The sequence below is a fragment of the Flavobacterium keumense genome (assembly GCF_029866485.1).
GTDB classification, from domain to species: domain Bacteria; phylum Bacteroidota; class Bacteroidia; order Flavobacteriales; family Flavobacteriaceae; genus Flavobacterium; species Flavobacterium keumense.
Genome location: NZ_CP092332.1, coordinates 1890678 through 1907590, shown reverse-complemented (window position 1 = coordinate 1907590; position 16913 = coordinate 1890678). Strand labels below are relative to the sequence as shown.

The window sequence follows — 16913 nt, the reverse complement described above, 5'->3', positions numbered from 1 at the left end:
GTTGAAAAAAATTATGAAGTAGCCCAAGCTTTTTGACCTGGTTCTAATGGAGCATTTCCATCATATCTGCCGGGAATTGCGATATATTCTCTAGCTTGAGTACATCCAATTTCAGATGAGTAATAACCGAGAATTGTTAAATCTCTTGCAATTGCAAAAAATGAAGGTTGTTTGCTATTTGCTTTAGCTTCATCACGAAGATGAGTGACTACCTGTAAACGCTCTGTATCAGATAATGAAACAAAATTCTTTCCATATGTTTTGATACATTTTTCATCCATATCTTTGAGTCCTTGAGCGAATAATTCCTGTAAATTAGCTGGGTAACAATCTCGAACCATCATTGGTATAAATGGACCTAATCCTGCAGCTTTTGCTCCTGGAGAAGTAGCAGTTGTTGGAATAATAATTTCTGCAAATTCAGCCAAAATTGCTTCATCTGATACTGAAAAATTTACCATCTTAGACTTATCTAAAACTGTAAAACTTTCAAATAAAACGCCCATTGTTGTTGCTGAAATGGCTCCTCCCATTAAATAGGCAACTCTTTTTAGTGCTTCACGTCTTTCCATTTGGTTTGTTTTTATGTTTGATAGTATGTTAATAGATATTTTTAGTTAACTACAATAATAATAAATAAAATCGCAGATTCGTATTTTTAATGTTAATTTATAACTGGAATTTAATTATTTTCATTTATTTAAGATATTCAATTTAAAATAATTTGAATTATAATTGATTTTATGATTTTTATCATAAAAAAATAAATATTATACTCTCGAATATTGTACCTAAATTATCCATTAGATTTATTTTTATGTCAAATTTGTAATCTAAAGCTTATAAAAATATTTATTCAAGGCCTTATTTTTATTTTCAATGTGTTAAAATGACGTAATTAAAATAAATAAATAAAGACCTTTTGAAAACAATAGCATTAGAAAACGATTTCGTTTGTAATGGTAAAAGTAAATTCTTTATGGATTGAAAAATCAAATAATTTAAAAAAAGTAGATTATTTTTAATTTTAAAACACTGAAAATCAATAAAATAAAAAAAATAAACCGTAATAAAAAGTAGATTATAAATTTAGAACAATTGTAATTGACTTTGTAATCTTTCAATTAGCATTAAACGAATTCGTTTATTAAAACCAGATGTATTAGTGGAATATTGGCTAAATTCATCAAGAGTGAAGAGTCCTAAAACCATTCCTTTAATTAAATTCTGGAACTGAATATCTTTTAGAATAGCCAACTCAATTGTTTTTATTTTTCTTTCTATGGAGTAATTACTGAAGTTTATCTTATTTTGATTTAGGTACAATTGAAAAGTTTTAATAAGCAAATCATTTTGAAGTTTTAAAATAGGTCGTAGTGTCTCATTTTGAAATTTTTCTTCAAAAGAAGATTGATTGGTAATTTGCCCCAAAGGTAATCCGCGAAATTCTTTTATAAATAATTCTCTTGTAGCCATGATTTAGTTTAAATATTTTTTATCTATGTAGAAGGTGCCGAAAGGAATTATTGATGCGAGACAAACAATACCAAAGGTTTTAAAATTCCAATTCAATTTAATTTTGTATCTAATTGCATTACTAACATAAGCTATAAAAAGTATTCCATGTACCATACCAATAATTTCAACATAAATTGGAGAATGAAGAACATATTTCATCGGCATTGCAAAAAATAATAATGCCAGAAGTGAGATTCCCTCTAAAAAAGCAACTGATTTAAATAACTTCAACATAATTCTAAAACTTTAGATTTTAAATTATCAAAATTAAGAAATACTTATGATTCGTGATATAGCAATTCTTAAAGTATTTAACTTTGCAAAAGTAAATTTTGAATTATGAGTAAAAGAGATTTAAAAAATTACCTTTCAGAATTAGATAAAGGGCAGTTGGAAGAACAAATTATTGAATTATATGAAAAATTTAATGCTGTAAAAGTATTTTATGATTTTATTTTCAATCCAAAAGAAGAAAAACTATTACAAGAATATAAACTTAAAATTTCAAACGAATACTTTCCTATATCACGAGTGAGGAGTAGAGGTAAAACAAAACCTAAGCTAAGACGTTCGGTAGCGCAAAAAGCTATAAAACACTTTATTACATTAGGTGTAGACTGTTTCTTAATAGCAGATATAATGCTCTATGCTATTGAGATTGCACAAACCTATTCATCTGAAAATGGTATCAAACAAGAATTATTCTATAAGAGTATGTTGAATTCGTATGAACAAGCAACAAATTATATAGTATCAAATGGGATTTTTAATGAATATAAATCTAGAATAATTGCAATACATGAAGCAACTATAAATCAAAATTGGAAAAACAAACATGAATTTGAAAGCATTGTTTCTAAAATAAAAATTTAATTGTTTATACGACCTATTTTTTAAATCAAAAATAGTCTAATAACTCTTTTTTAGCTGTACTTTTGCAAAAAAGTGAAAAACTAATGCCTCAATACGATATTCACATTAATGAATTTGAAGATAAAAAAGAGCTTTATGATTATCAAAAAGGAGCTATTGATGCTATTTTTGAACGTATTGATAATGCTTCGCCTCAACACCATTTATTATACCAATTACCAACAGGAGGAGGGAAGACAGTAATATTTTCAGAGATCGTGCGAAGGTATCTAAAAAAGCATGATAAAAAAGTGGTGGTCTTAACCCACCGCATAGAACTTTGTAAGCAAACCTCTAAAATGCTGAAAGGTTTTGGTGTAACAAATAAAATCATTAATAGTAGCATAAAAGAACTCCCAGATCAAAATGACTATTCTTGTTTTGTCGCAATGGTTGAAACTTTAAAAAATAGAATTAATGATGAAAAATTACGATTAGATAACATTGGGTTAGTCATCATTGACGAAGCACATTATAATTCATTTAGAAAATTATTAAACTCCTTTAAAAAGTCATTTATACTTGGTGTCACAGCTACTCCTTTGAGTTCTAATATAAAATTACCAATGCACCAAAATTATGATGAATTAATTGTAGGCGACACAATAGAATCATTAATTAATAAAGGATTTCTAGCCAAAGCAAACACGTACAGCTATGATGTAGGCTTAACTTCTTTGAAAGTTGGAATAAACGGAGATTATACTGTAAAATCATCCGATGAACTATATAGTAATATGTTAATGCAAGAAAAGTTATTACATGCTTATACAGAAAAATCATTAGGTAAAAAAACATTGATTTTTAATAATGGAATTACTACATCATTGTATGTATGTGAAACATTTAGAGAGGCAGGGTATAACATTAGACATCTTGATAATACGAGTAGTAATGAAGAACGAAAAGAGATATTATATTGGTTTAAACATACCCCAAATGCTATATTAACTTCTGTAGGAATTTTAACCACCGGTTTTGATGAGCCTACAGTTGAAACTATCATTTTAAATAGGGCAACAAAATCCTTAACACTTTATTTTCAAATGATTGGGAGAGGTTCTAGAAAATTAGAAAACAAAAGTGAATTTACAGTTATTGATTTAGGTAATAATGCAGCGCGATTTGGACTTTGGAGCGATCCGGTTAATTGGCAACATATTTTCAAATCACCAGAATACTATTTAGAGAATCTCAGAGATGATGCAGAAATTGAAATGCACTTTAAATATGTAATGCCTGCCGAATTGAGAGCTAAATTTAAAAATTCAAAAGAAGTTAGTTTTGATATTGACGAAGAACATAAACTAGCCATCCGTCAAAATTTGCGCTCTAAAGTAGTTTTAGACAAATCTCTTGAACAACACGCTGGAATGTGTGTGGAGAATTCTGGGAATCTACAAGAAGCAAAATTATTAGCTAAAGAATTACAGGATGATATTGAATGTCGGGTGAAACGTTTTTCAAAATGTTTAAGTCAAAGTAGTAAAAACTATCGAGAATGGTTAATTGAAGATTATAAAACCAAATTAAATATACTAATCGGTAAAAAATATAGAGAAAAGATTATGAATGATTTGGATTAATATTAGCATGTCATTTTGAACTATAATTTATATTATGTAAAATAGAATATTTCAAAAAAACCTCATCTATCAACAATTAACCTAATAAATTAGTTAATAGTATTCTATACTGCCTATTGCTAACACTGTATTATTTTTTTTAAATTAGCAATCGAAAAATTTATTTCTACAGACTATGAATACTGTTGCAGAACATATTGCAGATTTTTTAAAAAAATATCCACCTTTTGATAATTTGACCTTTGAAGAATTATCTGAAATCGCGACCAATATTCGTGTTGTTAATCTGGAAAAATATAAAATCTTATTTCAAATTGATGATAAATTACACGATTGTTTTTATGTAGTAGCTTCTGGTGTGATTCACTTGTCTGTTATTGCCGATGCTGAAGAAACTTTATTAAATAAATGTCATGAAGGTGATATTTTTGGCTTACGTCCGTTTTTTGCCAAAAACAATTATATGATGACGGCAAAAGCGCGTGAAGAAAGTATTATATACGCCATTCCTATTGCTACTTTCAGACCTTTTGTTGCCAACAATCCTAATGTTTTAGATTTCTTGTTAGAAAGTTTTGCAACTAACACTAATAACCCAAATGATAAGAATATTAGAGGTAAACTACTTTCAGATAATGTAGTCTATTCCGACCAACAGTCTTCTGATATGCAGTATTTTCAGTCGCTAACTTACAATAGAATTCCGTTAACTACCACAGCTGATGCTATCGTTATGGACGTAGCAAAAACAATGGCTGAAAACCTTTCAAATAGTATTATTATTTGTAACAATAATAATATTCCTATCGGAATTGTTACCCATACCGATATGAGTACAAAAATTGCAACGGGTCGCTACCCTATTACTACAACGATTGATAAAATTATGTCAAATCCCGTAGTAACAGTTGTAGAAAACATTTCTTTGGCAGAAGCCCAATTGGTAATGCTAAAAAACAATGTAACTCATTTGATTGCAACAATTGACGGAACTAATCAATCTGAAGTAAAAGGGATTATCTCAGAACATGATTTAATTGTTTCGCAAGCCAATAATCCTGGTGTTTTAATTAAACAAATAAAACGTACGCAATCTGCGGAAGATTTAAAGCAACTTCGCAATCGATTGACTGATATTATTCAAAATTCAATCCATAAAAACATTCCGCTTTTCCATGTTTACAATATCGCAAGCGAAATTAATTTGGCGCTAATTAAACGTTCAATTGAATTAGCAATTTTAGATTTAGGCTCCCCTCCTGCTCGTTTTTCATGGTTATGTATTGGTAGTCAGGGACGTAAAGAACAATTATTGCTAACAGATCAAGACAGTATTTTAGTTTTTGAAGATGTTGTTCCGGATAAATACAGAGAGGTTAAAGATTATTTCCTAAAATTAGCCAAACGCTCTACAGCCAATTTAGAAAAAATAGGATATTCGTTATGTCCAAACGGTCACATGGGAAGCAATACACTTTGGTGTAAATCACTGATTGACTGGACAAATCAGTACAACAGTTGGATGAATACTCCAGGTAAAAACAGTAATGATTTGAGTAGTATTTTCTTTGATTACGAAATGGCTTTTGGAGAATCAAAAATTGAAGAAGCAATAGAAACCGTAATTTATAAAAATGCTAAAAACAACACCTTATTCTTTGATTTTCTAGGAAATGATGCATTACGTAATAATGCTCCCCTTAGTTTCTTTAAAAAATTTATTGTTGAAGAAGAAGGACCAAACAAAGACAAATTTGATATTAAGTCACGTGCCTTACTCCCATTAATTGATAGTGCACGACTTTTTGCTTTAAGTTACGGCATTAAAGGAGTTAATAACACCTATTCTCGTTTCAAACAATTAGCTATAGCTGACCCTCGAAATGCTGAAATTTATATCAATTGTGCCGAAGCTTTTTTAACGTTGTCAAAATTCAGAACTATTGAAGGATTAAAAAATGAAGATAACGGTCAATATATCAATTTAAACGAATTGAATAAAATAGACAAAGAGCGATTAAAAAATGCTTTAACTCCTATGAGAGAACTGGAGGAGTTAATTAAAGATAAATTCCAACTTACTCAATTTTCATAATTATGTTAGATTGGCTTAAAAATATTACTAAAGAACATCCTGAATTTTGGAAGGAATACGTATCCAAATTTGAAAAAAAATCAAATCGATACGTAATTCTATCTACTGAAAAAACAGGGCTAAACCCAAATAAAGACGTTATTCTATCCTTTGGATGTTTTGGGGTAGTAAATGATAGTGTTCTTATTGGAGATAATTTTGAAGTAGTTTTGTTACAGTACAAATTCCTTCATGACAACGGACTTTCTAACGAATTTATAGTAGAAAGCAAACTGAAAAAATTAGGAGAACCTGAAGCAATAGAATCTTTTCTGAAATATATTGGTAATGCCACGTTAGTGGGGTATCGAATAGATACTGATGTTGAAATAATCAATACAGCATTAGAAAAATTAGATTGTGGCCGATTAAAAAATGAACCTCTTGATCTTGAAATTATGCATCGAAGACTACATGATATCAATGATAAACAGTTTACTTTAGATGAATTATGTACACTGTACAAAGTTCCCATAAGTGACCGAAATTCAGCTTCCGAAGAAGCCTATAAAATGGGATTACTATTCTTAAAGTTAAAATCAAGATTAGGATTAAAATAAAAAAAGGGATTATCATATGATAATCCCTTTTTTTATTTTATTAATTAATCATTTATAATTTTCCTGCTTTGATCTCCTCAATCACTTCAGGATTCAATAAAGTGGTAGTATCTCCAAAATTAGAGAAATCACCTTCGGCTATTTTACGCAAAATTCTACGCATGATTTTTCCAGAACGTGTCTTTGGTAAACCTGAAACGAATTGGATTTTATCCAATTTGGCAATTGGTCCAATATGGTCTGAAATATGTTGGTTAATCTCTTTGCTCAAGTTATCTCTATCACGGTACTCCCCTGTTTCTTTCAAAATAACAAATCCGTACAACGCATTTCCTTTGATGTCGTGAGGGAAACCTACAATAGCTGACTCGGCTACTGCTGGGTGTTCGTTGATAGCATCTTCAATTGGTGCTGTTCCTAAATTGTGTCCAGAAACAATCACCACATCATCCACACGACCTGTAATTCGGTAATAACCTACTTCGTCACGTAACGCACCGTCTCCTGTAAAATATTTCCCAGGGAAAGCACTGAAATAGGTTTCTTTATAACGTTGGTGGTCACCCCAAATAGTTCTAGCAATACTAGGCCAAGGAAATTTAATGCACAAACTTCCAGTCACTTGATTGCCTTCTATTTCGTTGCGTTTTTCATCCATCAATACCGGTTGAATACCCGGTAATGGAAGTGAAGCATAGGTTGGTTTTGTGGGTGTTACAAAAGCTAAAGGCGAAATCATAATTCCACCTGTTTCGGTTTGCCACCACGTATCGACTACTGGACATCTTTTTCCACCCACGTGGTCGTTGTACCAGTGCCAAGCTTCTTCATTAATAGGCTCTCCTACTGATCCAATTACTTTTAATGATTGTAGAGGGTATTTTTGAACATATTCTATACTTTCTTTTGCCAAAGCACGAATAGCTGTTGGGGCAGTATAGAATTGAGTTACTTGGTGTTTTTCAATCACTTCCCAGAAACGACTGAAGTCTGGATACGAAGGAACTCCTTCAAAAATTACGGTAGTTGCACCGTTTAATAAAGGTCCGTATAGAATGTATGAGTGTCCTGTAATCCAACCAATATCGGCAGTACACCAGAAAATGTCATTTTCTTCGTAACTGAATACATTTTTGAAAGTATAGGCAGTATATACCATATATCCTGCTGTGGTGTGTACCATTCCTTTTGGTTTCCCTGTAGAACCTGAAGTATAAAGGATAAATAATGGATCTTCAGCATCCATGATTTCAGCGACGTTGGTGTTCATTGCGTCATCTAAAAGGGGTTGCAACCATTGGTCACGACCTTCTTTCATGTTGACATTGGTGTTGGTTCTTTTGGCAACCAATACTTTCTCAACAGAAGGGCATTTTTCTAATGCTTCATCAACAATGCCTTTTAAGTCAATGGCTTTGTTACCACGGTAACTTCCATCAGAGGTAATGACCATTTTACACTCACAATCATTGATTCTTGAAGCCACCGCAGAGGCAGAGAATCCTGCAAAAACTACAGAGTGAATGGCTCCAATTCTAGCGCAAGCTAATAATGAGATGGCTAATTCTGGAATCATTGGTAAATAAATACAAACACGATCTCCTTTTTTAATGCCTTGCTCTCGCAACACATTGGCCATTTTTGAGACTCGTTCGTACAATTCATTATACGAAATGTGTTGTGCAGCTTCCGATGGATCGTTTGGTTCAAAAATAATCGCCGTTTTATCTCCTCTTTTAGCCAAATGGCGGTCAATACAGTTCTTTACAATATTGACTTTAGCTTCAGTAAACCATTTAATTTCGGCTTCAGCCATATCAAAATCAACCACCTTATCCCATTGCTGGTACCAAGTAAAATTTTCTTCTGCTATTTTACCCCAAAATTTTCTAGGCTCGCGAATCGATTTATTATAGTGTTTGAAATACTGTTCAAAGTTGTCAATTTTATAGTAACTCATTTTCGTTTATTTTTTATAAAAGTATTAAATCTATTGTTATAGTTAAAATATTTTAATTTATAAATTGGCATAAATATTTTAACAATATTAAAAATAATTTTAATTGATTAACAATATGATTGATTTTTGCATGTTTTGTTTTTTTTACACAAAACTAAAAAAGCGAGACAGTAAATACTATCTCGCTTTTTACGAACAAAATTCAACAACAATTAATTGTTTCTTTTATGTTAGGAATTACATCACTTCACTTTTTTAAAGTGAAGTGAAAATAATCTGTACAAGTTATATCAATTAGCCAAATTGCTAACTAATTCAAAATTTGGGATTTATTATGATATAATTCGTATCACAGTTTACTAAGTTGTGTTGTAATTCCTGTTTTGTAGTTATGAGTTATTATACAATTTTTTTCATTGCAGTCATAGATTCTCTCAACCAAGCTCCCACTTCTTCTACTGGGTGATTACGAATACTATTATTTACTTCAATTAATTCTTTATTGTCCACACCATTACTTCCATTGTTAAATGGACGACCAATTAAATTAGATGGAGCATTCTTAACATACTCAGCGATTAATGGTTTACAAGCATGGTCAAATAAATAACATCCGTACTCCGCTGTATCTGAAATTACACGGTTCATTTCAAACAATTTCTTTCTTGCAATAGTGTTAGCAATAAGCGGTGTTTCGTGTAATGATTCGTAATAAGCCGATTCTTCAATAATTCCAGAGTCAGTCATTGCTTCAAAAGCTAATTCAACTCCGGCTTTTACCATTGCAACCATCAATACTCCATTGTCGTAATATTCTTGCTCCGAGATTTCAAAATTACCTGCAGGAGTTTTTTCAAAGTTAGTTTCTGCAGTTGCAGCTCTCCATGTTAATAAGTTTTTATCATCATTTGCCCAATCTTCCATCATAGTTTTTGAGAAATGTCCAGAAATGATATCATCCATATGTTTTTGAAACAACGGACGCATAATGTCTTTTAATTCTTCAGCAGTATTAAAAGCAGCAATTTTTGCTGGATTTGACAAACGATCCATCATGTTGGTGATACCTCCGTGTTTTAATCCTTCTGTGATAGTTTCCCATCCGTATTGAATTAATTTAGAAGCATATCCCGCATCTACACCTTCAGTCACCATTTTGTCAAAACACAAGATAGAACCTGTTTGCAACAAACCACAAAGTATAGTTTGTTCTCCCATTAAATCGGATTTTACTTCTGCTACAAAAGAAGAACGTAAAACTCCTGCTCTGTGTCCACCAGTTGCTACTGCATAGGCTTTAGCTTGTGCCAAACCTACTCCATTTGGATCATTTTCTGGGTGAACCGCAATAAGAGTTGGAACTCCAAATCCTCTTTTGTACTCTTCGCGAACTTCAGATCCTGGACATTTTGGAGCACACATAATTACGGTTAAGTCTTTACGAATTTGCATTCCTTCCTCTACAATATTAAAACCGTGAGAATACGCTAAAGTTGCTCCTTGTTTCATCAGAGGCATAATTGCAGTTACAACTGCAGTATGTTGTTTGTCTGGTGTAAGGTTACAAACTAAATCCGCTGTTGGGATTAGTTCTTCATATGTTCCCACTTTAAAACCATTATCCGTTGCATTTTGGAAAGATGCTCTTTTTTCTGAGATTGCTTCAGCTCGTAACGCGTAAGAAATATCTAAACCTGAATCTCTCATATTTAAACCTTGGTTCAAACCTTGAGCACCACATCCTACGATTACTATTTTTTTACCAGCTAAGGCTTGAATACCTTCTGCGAATTCTGATTGATCCATGAATTCACACACTCCTAATTGCTCTAATTGTAATCTTAGCGGTAATGAATTGAAATAATTTGCCATTTTTAAGTATTTAATTTATGATTTTAATTCTTCTAATAAACTGGTAACTTCCATTTTTTCTTTGGAAACCGAAATTCTTCCTGAACGCACAAATTGCATGATTCCGAAAGGTTTTAATTTTGCATGTAATTCATCAATTTCTGAACGACGTCCTGATTTTGATATCACAAAAAAATCTCTCGAAACGGTAACCATTTCAGAATGACTTTCTTTAATAATATTTTGAATTTGTCTTTCATCAAACAATAAATTCGAATTGATTTTGAAAATCGCACTTTCTAAGAAAATAGTTTCTTCATCAATGTGATAAAACGCTTTGATTACTTCAATTTGTTTTTCGATTTGACCTACAATATTTTGTACCCATTTTTCAGTTGTATTTACTACAATTACAAATCGAGATACATTTTCGATTTCCGATTCGGATACGTTTAAACTTAAAATATTGATATGTCGTTTCAAGAATATCACAGATATTCTGTTTAATAGACCTACGTTATTTTCTGAATATACAGAAATGGTGAATGTTTTATTTTCCATAGTATTAGCTTAATCGAATATCAGAAACTGAAGCTCCTGTTGGAATCATTGGAAATACGTTATTTTCTTTTTCTACCAATACTTCTAAGAAATAGGATTCTTTAGAAGCCATCATTTCGGCAACTGCTGCGTCCAAATCTTCACGTTTTGTTACTTTCTTTGCCTTAATATAATAGCCTTCGGCTATAGCAATAAAATTAGGATTAATCATTTCGGTCGAAGCATAACGTTTGTCAAAAAACAATTGTTGCCATTGACGCACCATTCCTAAAAATTCGTTGTTTAATACTACAATCTTCACTGGAACTTGTGTTTGAAAAATAGTTCCTAATTCCTGAATTGTCATTTGGAAACCTCCATCACCAATAATAGCAACTACCTCACGATCTGGTCTTCCCATTTTGGCACCAATAGCAGCAGGTAAAGCAAATCCCATTGTTCCTAAACCTCCAGAGGTAATATTACTTTTAGTCAAATTGAATTTTGAATAACGACAGGTAAACATTTGATGTTGTCCCACGTCTGAAACCATAATGGCATCTCCTTTCGAGTGTTTGTTAATCATTTCAATAGCTTCTCCCATTGAGATTCCTTCTTTGTTTGGTTTCAACTCCTCACTAATGACAGCATCCAATTCAATTTCGTATTTTTCTTTGAATTCATTATGCCAAGATTCGTGTGTCTTACTATCTACAAGAGGTAATAATGCAGCTAAAGTTTCTTTAACATCCCCTAATACAGCTACATCTGTTTTTACATTTTTATCTACTTCAGCAGGATCAATTTCAAAGTGAATTATCTTAGCTTGTTTTGCATAAGTATCTAAATTTCCAGTAACACGGTCGTCAAAACGCATTCCTAATGCAATTAAAACATCACACTCATTCGTTAATACATTTGGAGCATAATTTCCGTGCATCCCAACCATACCTACATTTAAGGGATGATCTGTTGGCAATGCTGATAGGCCTAAAATCGTCCAAGCTGCTGGAATTCCTGTTTTTTCGATAATTGCCTTTAATTCTGCTTCTGCTTCGCCAAGAATAATTCCTTGACCAAATACAATCATTGGTTTTTTTGCGCCATTAATTATTGCTGCTGCGGCTTTAACTTGCTCAATCTTTAAGGTTGGCTTTGGAATGTAACTTCTAATACCAGTACATTTTTTATAACTGAAATCCAATTCATCAAATTGCGCATTTTTAGTAATATCAATTAATACTGGACCTGGACGACCTGATTTTGCGATATAAAATGCTTTTGCGATAACTTCTGGGATTTCATGAGCTTCCGTAATTTGGTAATTCCATTTGGTTACTGGAGTCGAAATACTAATAATATCTGTTTCTTGGAATGCATCTGAACCCAACAAATGTTTTCCTACTTGTCCAGTTATACATACTAAAGGTGTAGAATCAATTTGCGCATCCGCAATTCCAGTAACTAAATTGGTAGCCCCTGGTCCTGAAGTTGCAATAGCTACTCCCACTTTACCAGTAGCTCTAGCAAATCCTTGAGCAGCATGGGTTGCGCCTTGCTCATGGCGTACCAAAACATGATGTAATTCTTCTCTGAATTTATATAATTCGTCATAAACTGGCATAATAGCACCGCCTGGGTAACCATAAACCAAGTTTACTCCTTCTTCTAATAAGCATCTAATAACGGCTTCTGCACCTGATATTCTCATTTTGTTTTCTATTATATTATTTAAATAGCTCAGGATTAATTTATTTATCAGTTACGCAACCTGTTGAGGCGCTTGAAACTGCTCTTGCATATTTTAGCAATACCCCTTGTGATACTTTCAATGGCGGTTGTACCCAATTGGCTTTTCTTTTAGCCATTTCTTCGTCAGAAATTTTCAAATCAATTGTGTTTTTGACCGCATCAATTGTTATTACATCTCCGTTTTGAATTAAAGCAATAGCTCCACCTTCATGAGCTTCAGGAGTTACGTGACCCACAACAAAACCGTGAGAACCTCCCGAGAAACGGCCGTCAGTGATTAAAGCTACACTGCTTCCTAATCCCGCCCCCATAATCGCTGAAGTTGGTTTTAACATCTCTGGCATTCCAGGACCTCCTTTTGGACCACAATAGCGAATAACAACTACATTTCCAGGCTGTACTTCACCACCTTTTATGCCTTTAATTGCATCGTATTCATTTTCATATACAATAGCAGTACCTTCAAAAAATTCTCCTTCTTTACCACTAATTTTTGCTACACAACCTTCAGTTGCAATATTTCCGTATAGAATTTGAATATTTCCTGTAGGTTTTAATGCTTTTTGAATTTCGTACACTACCTCTTGTCCATCATTCAAATCAGGAACGGATGCCAAGTTTTCGGCTAACGTTTTTCCTGTTACAGTTAAACAATCGCCGTGTAGGAAACCTTCTTTTAATAAATATTTCATTACGGCAGGAACACCACCGACATCATGTAAATCTTCCATCAAGTATTTTCCGCTAGGTTTTAAGTCAGCCAACAAAGGTGTTCTGTCACTAATATCTTGGAAATCTTTCAATGTCAATTCAATTCCAACTGAATGTGCAATAGCAATTAAGTGCATTACTGCATTGGTAGAACCGCCTAAAACTGCGACCATCGTAATGGCATTTTCAAATGCTTTACGAGTCATAATGTCTCTAGGTTTAATGTCTTTTTCTAATAAAATTCTAATGGCTTTCCCAGCATCAATACATTCTTGTTTTTTTTCTGGACTTAACGCCGGATTAGAAGAACTATAAGGCAAACTCATTCCTAATGCTTCAATAGCTGATGACATTGTATTAGCAGTGTACATTCCACCACAAGCACCTGCCCCTGGACATGCATTTTGAATCACTCCTTTAAAATCTTCTGGGGTAATCGTATTGTTGAATTTCTTCCCTAATGCTTCAAAAGCAGAAACGATATTCAACGATTCTCCTTTCCACTTTCCAGGATGAATGGATCCTCCATACACCATTATTGATGGACGATTTACTCTACCCATAGCCATTACAGAACCGGGCATATTTTTATCACAACCAGGTACTGCAATCATGGCATCATACCATTGCGCTCCCATAACCGCTTCAATAGAATCGGCAATAATATCTCTAGATACTAATGAAAAACGCATTCCGTCATTTCCATTAGAAATACCGTCACTTACTCCAATGGTATTAAAAATCAATCCGACTAAATCAGCATCCCAAACTCCATTTTTGATTTCCTTAGCTAAATCATTCAAGTGCATGTTACAGGTATTTCCATCATACCCCATGCTCACAATTCCAACCTGTGCTTTTTTAAGATCTTCTTCAGTTAATCCAATTCCATACAACATGGCTTGAGAAGCGGGTTGTGTTTCGTCTTGCGTGATTATCTTGCTATATTTATTTAATTCCATCGTTTTTATTCTTATTTTTTTGGAAGTTCAAATTTTGTGAACCTCTCTTTATATTTATAATTATACTATTGTTGATTGCCCTAATTGAACAAAATCTTTTTTGAAATACAAATCTCCTTCATTTAGGATATAGTTAGAAATAAAATCCCCTACTTCATTAGTTCCAAATTGAGAATCTACTTTCAAATCGACGGTCACGACATTGCTTACTATTGCTTTCTCCACCGCAGCAATTACTTTTTTTGATTCGGTGACCAAACCAAAATGTTCTAATAATAAGGCCACAGAAAGTATTGACGCAATTGGATTAGCTATATTTTTTCCACGTGCTTCCGTATAACAACCATGAATTGGCTCAAATAAAGAGTACTTTTCTCCTATTGAAGCTGACGACATCAATCCGATAGAACCCGAAATTACACTAGCTTCATCTGACAAAATATCTCCAAATAAATTATCGGTCAATAAGATATCAAATTGTCTAGGATTGACAATAATTTGCATCGAAGCATTGTCTATATACAAAAACTCTAAAGTAACATCAGGGTATTCTTTGGCAACTTCAGTAACCACTCTTCTCCATAATCTTGAGGTTTCTAAAACATTGGCTTTGTCTACCAAAGTTACTTTTTTACGTCGGTTTTGTGCTGCTTTGAAAGCCAAATGCGAAATCTTTACAATTTCTTCTTCGTTATATTCACACAAATCAGAAGCATACGTTCCTTCTTCATTCGTATGTTTTTCTCCAAAGTACATTCCGCCATTTAGTTCTCTATATACCACAAAATCAGTACCTTGAAGTACTTCTTTTTTAATAGGTGATGAATTCATCAACTTTGGATATGCTTTAATAGGTCGAATATTAGCAAACAAACCTAACTCTTTACGTAATTTAAGTAATCCTTGCTCCGGTCTTATCTTTGCTGAAGGATCATTATCGTATTTAGAATCACCAATAGCGCCAAACAGAATGGAATCCGTATTTCTACATAAATTCAACGTTTGTTCTGGAAGTGGTTTTCCTGTTTTTTCGATAGCAATCGCACCAATGTAAGCATCCTCAAAAACAAACTCGTGATTGTACACCACACCAATAGCATGCAATGCTTTTTTAGCTTGCAAAGTAACCTCTGGACCTATTCCGTCACCTGAAAGTACTGCTATTTTTAAATTCATTTTTTTACTCTTTAAGGATTAAGCTTGTAAACAGTTGCTTGCTTCTACAATTTGATGAATATCTTCATCTACAACTTCTTTCTTAATATCGGCAAACTTCAAGAATTCAGCATAGGCGATATCCAATTGTAACTTAGTCAACTCATACCCGACTTTTTTAGCACGATACGCCAAAGCAGCTCTACCACTTCTAGCTGTAAGTATAATTGATGATTCATTAACTCCTACCTCTAAAGGATCTATAATCTCGTAAGTCGCTCTATTTTTGATTACACCGTCTTGATGAATACCGGAGCTGTGTGCAAAAGCATTTGAACCAACAATTGCTTTATTAGGCTGTACTATCATTCCCATGCTGTCAGAAACCAAACGACTCATTTCGTTCAATTGTTTAGCATTGACATCAGTATACAAATTTAAATACGGATGTTGTTTGAAGATCATTACAACTTCTTCCAAAGCAGTATTTCCTGCTCTTTCTCCAATACCATTAATAGTACATTCAATTTGACGAGCTCCGTTAATGGCTCCCGCAATTGAATTGGCAGTGGCCATTCCCAAATCATTATGACAGTGACACGAAATAGTCACATTATCAATTCCTTTTACGTTTTCTTTAAGATATTTAATTTTTGCTCCGTACTCATCTGGTAAACAATATCCAGTAGTATCAGGGATATTAAGTACCGTAGCTCCTGATCTGATTACTTCTTCACAAACTTGCGCTAAGAATGCATTATCCGTTCTACCCGCATCTTCAGCATAGAATTCTACATCTTCTACATACGATTTTGCGTGAGCAACAGCCGCTTTAGCTCTTGCAATGATGTCTTCTTTTGTTGTATTTAATTTATGAATAATATGCGATTCTGAAGTACCAATACCTGTGTGAATGCGGGGTTTTTTAGCATGTTGAAGTGCTTGAGCAGCAACATCAATATCATTCTTAACAGCTCTGGTTAACCCACAAACCGAAGCGTTTTTTACAATCTTACTAATTTCTGAAACAGATAAAAAATCTCCAGGACTTGAGACGGGAAATCCCGCTTCGATAATATCAACACCCATTTCGTCTAATCGACTGGCAATAATTAACTTTTGAGCAGTATCTAACTTGCATCCTGGGACCTGTTCGCCGTCTCTTAAGGTGGTGTCAAAAATTTGAACTTTATCTTTATTCATTTTCATTTATTTAATGTAATTTCACATCTTGAAACAAAATTAGATTTTAATCGTTCACAACAAAAATCA

General features: G+C 33.0%; 14 protein-coding genes. 4 read left to right on the top strand and 10 right to left on the bottom strand.

Annotation, left to right across the window (positions count from 1 at the left end; all coding sequences use genetic code 11):
* Window positions 1–11 precede the first annotated feature (11 nt).
* From MG292_RS08575 to MG292_RS08565, 3 genes are all read right to left on the bottom strand, one after another.
* Window positions 12–572: a gluconate 2-dehydrogenase subunit 3 family protein gene (locus MG292_RS08575; RefSeq protein ID WP_264533144.1), complete on the bottom strand. Its 561-nt coding sequence runs from the start codon at window positions 570–572 to the stop codon at window positions 12–14.
* Between the two features lie 517 nt (window positions 573–1089).
* Window positions 1090–1476: a glyoxalase gene (locus tag MG292_RS08570; protein WP_264533145.1), complete on the bottom strand. Its 387-nt coding sequence runs from the start codon at window positions 1474–1476 to the stop codon at window positions 1090–1092.
* A 3-nt stretch (window positions 1477–1479) separates the two neighbouring features.
* A complete protein-coding gene (locus tag MG292_RS08565; protein ID WP_264533146.1) occupies window positions 1480–1752 on the bottom strand; it encodes a DUF3817 domain-containing protein in 273 nt (90 codons plus the stop codon).
* A 105-nt stretch (window positions 1753–1857) separates the two neighbouring features.
* Here MG292_RS08565 and MG292_RS08560 point away from each other — a divergent pair, with 105 nt between their 5' ends.
* From MG292_RS08560 to MG292_RS08545, 4 genes are all read left to right on the top strand, one after another.
* Complete coding sequence (locus MG292_RS08560) at window positions 1858–2391, top strand: DUF6155 family protein (protein ID WP_264533147.1); 534 nt, start codon at window positions 1858–1860, stop codon at window positions 2389–2391.
* Between the two features lie 83 nt (window positions 2392–2474).
* Complete coding sequence (locus tag MG292_RS08555; protein WP_264533148.1) at window positions 2475–4016, top strand: DEAD/DEAH box helicase; 1542 nt, start codon at window positions 2475–2477, stop codon at window positions 4014–4016.
* Window positions 4017–4191: 175 nt separating this feature from the next.
* Window positions 4192–6111, top strand: coding sequence for a DUF294 nucleotidyltransferase-like domain-containing protein (locus MG292_RS08550; RefSeq protein WP_264533149.1), 1920 nt, complete (start codon window positions 4192–4194; stop codon window positions 6109–6111).
* A 2-nt stretch (window positions 6112–6113) separates the two neighbouring features.
* The gene (locus MG292_RS08545) at window positions 6114–6710 is read left to right on the top strand and encodes a 3'-5' exonuclease (RefSeq protein ID WP_264533150.1); all 597 of its coding nucleotides are present in this window, start codon (window positions 6114–6116) and stop codon (window positions 6708–6710) included.
* 52 nt (window positions 6711–6762) lie between these two features.
* Here the strand turns inward: MG292_RS08545 and acs are convergent, their stop codons facing one another.
* The 7 genes from acs to MG292_RS08510 all read right to left on the bottom strand — a co-directional run bounded on the left by acs (window position 6763) and on the right by MG292_RS08510 (window position 16844).
* A complete protein-coding gene (gene acs, locus MG292_RS08540; RefSeq protein ID WP_264533151.1) occupies window positions 6763–8670 on the bottom strand; it encodes an acetate--CoA ligase in 1908 nt (635 codons plus the stop codon).
* A 399-nt stretch (window positions 8671–9069) separates the two neighbouring features.
* Window positions 9070–10542 (bottom strand): ketol-acid reductoisomerase, encoded by a 1473-nt coding sequence (ilvC, locus tag MG292_RS08535; RefSeq protein ID WP_264533152.1) that lies wholly within the window; start codon window positions 10540–10542, stop codon window positions 9070–9072.
* A 15-nt stretch (window positions 10543–10557) separates the two neighbouring features.
* On the bottom strand, window positions 10558–11082 hold the full coding sequence (gene ilvN, locus MG292_RS08530) for an acetolactate synthase small subunit (RefSeq protein ID WP_264533153.1): 525 nt from the start codon (window positions 11080–11082) through the stop codon (window positions 10558–10560).
* Window positions 11083–11086: 4 nt separating this feature from the next.
* Window positions 11087–12772, bottom strand: a complete 1686-nt coding sequence (gene ilvB / locus MG292_RS08525) for a biosynthetic-type acetolactate synthase large subunit (protein ID WP_264533154.1) — start codon at window positions 12770–12772, stop codon at window positions 11087–11089.
* Between the two features lie 40 nt (window positions 12773–12812).
* Window positions 12813–14486: a dihydroxy-acid dehydratase gene (gene ilvD, locus MG292_RS08520; protein WP_264533155.1), complete on the bottom strand. Its 1674-nt coding sequence runs from the start codon at window positions 14484–14486 to the stop codon at window positions 12813–12815.
* A gap of 60 nt (window positions 14487–14546) precedes the next feature.
* Window positions 14547–15662 (bottom strand): 3-isopropylmalate dehydrogenase, encoded by a 1116-nt coding sequence (gene leuB / locus MG292_RS08515; RefSeq protein WP_264533156.1) that lies wholly within the window; start codon window positions 15660–15662, stop codon window positions 14547–14549.
* Between the two features lie 18 nt (window positions 15663–15680).
* Entirely contained in the window at window positions 15681–16844 is a 1164-nt protein-coding gene (locus tag MG292_RS08510; protein ID WP_264533157.1) for a 2-isopropylmalate synthase, read from the bottom strand.
* Between the last annotated feature and the right edge of the window lie 69 nt (window positions 16845–16913).

Bases quoted from the DNA above. Each gene is read 5' to 3' on its own strand.
- leuB (WP_264533156.1), bottom strand. From the start codon at position 15,662: ATGAATTTAAAAATAGCAGTACTTTCAGGTGACGGAATAGGTCCAGAG.
- ilvB (WP_264533154.1), bottom strand. From the start codon at position 12,772: ATGAGAATATCAGGTGCAGAAGCCGTTATTAGATGCTTATTAGAAGAA.
- MG292_RS08575 (WP_264533144.1), bottom strand. From the start codon at position 572: ATGGAAAGACGTGAAGCACTAAAAAGAGTTGCCTATTTAATGGGAGGA.
- MG292_RS08570 (WP_264533145.1), bottom strand. From the start codon at position 1,476: ATGGCTACAAGAGAATTATTTATAAAAGAATTTCGCGGATTACCTTTG.
- ilvD (WP_264533155.1), bottom strand. From the start codon at position 14,486: ATGGAATTAAATAAATATAGCAAGATAATCACGCAAGACGAAACACAA.
- MG292_RS08560 (WP_264533147.1), top strand. From the start codon at position 1,858: ATGAGTAAAAGAGATTTAAAAAATTACCTTTCAGAATTAGATAAAGGG.
- MG292_RS08510 (WP_264533157.1), bottom strand. From the start codon at position 16,844: ATGAATAAAGATAAAGTTCAAATTTTTGACACCACCTTAAGAGACGGC.
- acs (WP_264533151.1), bottom strand. From the start codon at position 8,670: ATGAGTTACTATAAAATTGACAACTTTGAACAGTATTTCAAACACTAT.
- MG292_RS08550 (WP_264533149.1), top strand. From the start codon at position 4,192: ATGAATACTGTTGCAGAACATATTGCAGATTTTTTAAAAAAATATCCA.
- MG292_RS08545 (WP_264533150.1), top strand. From the start codon at position 6,114: ATGTTAGATTGGCTTAAAAATATTACTAAAGAACATCCTGAATTTTGG.
- MG292_RS08565 (WP_264533146.1), bottom strand. From the start codon at position 1,752: ATGTTGAAGTTATTTAAATCAGTTGCTTTTTTAGAGGGAATCTCACTT.
- ilvN (WP_264533153.1), bottom strand. From the start codon at position 11,082: ATGGAAAATAAAACATTCACCATTTCTGTATATTCAGAAAATAACGTA.
- MG292_RS08555 (WP_264533148.1), top strand. From the start codon at position 2,475: ATGCCTCAATACGATATTCACATTAATGAATTTGAAGATAAAAAAGAG.
- ilvC (WP_264533152.1), bottom strand. From the start codon at position 10,542: ATGGCAAATTATTTCAATTCATTACCGCTAAGATTACAATTAGAGCAA.